1 protein-coding gene is annotated in these 1,935 nt (G+C 32.6%); it reads right to left on the bottom strand.

Going from position 1 to position 1,935, the window contains the following annotated elements; translation table 11 throughout:
* Positions 1-330: 330 nt before the first annotated feature.
* A complete protein-coding gene (locus L8D11_RS05140; RefSeq protein ID WP_236870596.1) occupies positions 331-1,605 on the bottom strand; it encodes a porin in 1,275 nt (424 codons plus the stop codon).
* Positions 1,606-1,935: the final 330 nt, after the last annotated feature.

Raw genomic sequence — 1,935 nt, 5'->3', positions numbered from 1 at the left:
ATTGGATATCTATGTCTACTCGGTGTCCCCTTCATCTTTTCTTATATTTGTTTTTTTTGATTCTATATTTTTTCTTTTTTTTATTCAATCGCATAATTCTATTCTCATTTTAACTTGACGGTGCCGACGTATAGCATAAATTCAGATAGTATTGACATCGCCATTCTTCGCTTATGTATAGTTTACCACACTTCGCTCATCAATCTTTGCAACTACCTATTTGACTCAAGCTATATTAGCGCAATATCGAAAGAGGTCTAATAAAAAAACAGAGCAAAATTTGATTCTGCTCTGTTGATATTAAAGTCTAAACTAAGTGGGAAATAAATATTAAAAATTTAATTTCACACCAGTCATAATCATATGACCTTTGTTATTATTGTCTTTATCATCTTGAGACGCTTGATTCATCTTGAATGAAGAAAATTCAACATATGGCATCACACCTGGAGCAACTTTATAATCCACACCTATAACTGTATTTCTAAGTGTGTTATGCTTTTTGTCTTTTGTAGTTACACCTTTTTCAATACCTTTTTTGCCTTGTAAGTGGGTTACACTTGTAGATAAAGGACCGTTAGCATAACCAACACCTGCTGTCCAGTAACTTGTTCTACCAAATTCAGGAGCATTAGCAGCAGTAGATGCACCATATTTACCCCAGTCACCATAAGAACCACCAACTGTGAATCCTTTATAACTTAGGTTTGTACCAACTTCATAAGCTCTAAGGTTTTTCTTATTTTTCGTTAGTTCTATGTTACCACTCTCTTGATTTTTACCAAATTCACCAACTACTGCAAATTTCACACCAACGTCTTTAATTTCGCTTGTGTAAGATAAACCTGTTTCAAATACATTTTTAAAACCAGCTGCTTCTTTATCTTTCACTACGCTAGTTACACTTGAAGCAGTACCATGAACTTTGGTATTAGGAGTGAAGGTTGCACCAAATCTAAATCCAGAAAATTCAGGAGTATAGTAGTTGATCTTAGCAGCATTAACGCCTCTTAGACCAAATGTACCTAGTTCATTTGTTGGAAGGTTAGCTGTCTGTAGAAACGCTGTTTTAGTTTTAACCTTTTCTTTTGGAGTTGCAGTACTATTAGGATCATCTTGCATTGTATATTGATTCCAATAATATTGAGAATCACCATTAATACCACCTGTTGCACTTGCAAATGTTCCTGCATTCACTTTCATTGACTCAGTAACGCCAGTGTAGTTACCCACTTCAACTCTACCATAGCCACTTTCTAAATATGCCATTACTTGCTCAGCAATGCTTTGCTTATCATCCTTATCAAACATTTCTTTCTTAGATTTTGAAGTGTTTGCATTAAGTTTGATCAAACCACCATACTTCAACCCTTCTTTAACTTCGCCTTTAATGTTAAAGTTAATATAAGCATCTGTAGCAATATTATTATTTGATAACTTCTTGCCAGTTGAAGGATCAAGATTATCATACCTAAATTTCTCTTTTTGACTATTATTAACAAATTTAGAATCAATAGAGCCATTCACTGACACTTCAGGAGTAGCCATTGCATTGGTTGTTACAAAAGATGCAACTAATGTTGTTGTTATTAAAAACTTATTCATATCTTTGCTATTTATAAATTTATTATTTTATATAATGTATGTTATTTGACGTAGGCTTTAAAGTAATATCACCTAAAAATCACAAAAAATATCTTAATTGTTGCATTTTAACCACACTAAATTTTACCTCCCATAAGCCTTCCTATAAGGCCGTTGCATAAATGCAAAGCAAGGAAGATATGCAATAAATGGATTTAAAAAATTAGGCATTGCTAAACAAATATAGCATACAATTGAGAAAGCTGATATGATATGCACAATAACACAAATAAGGTTAGTATATGTCAGAAATAATATGTTGCAAATGCAGAGAAAGTAATTATTACAGAT

It is taken from the genome of Candidatus Bandiella numerosa (genome assembly GCF_021811875.1).
Classification (GTDB): Bacteria; Pseudomonadota; Alphaproteobacteria; order Rickettsiales; family Midichloriaceae; genus Aquirickettsia; species Aquirickettsia numerosa_A.
Note: the sequence above shows the minus strand (reverse complement) of the source record. Positions and strands in the feature narration are given on the sequence as shown.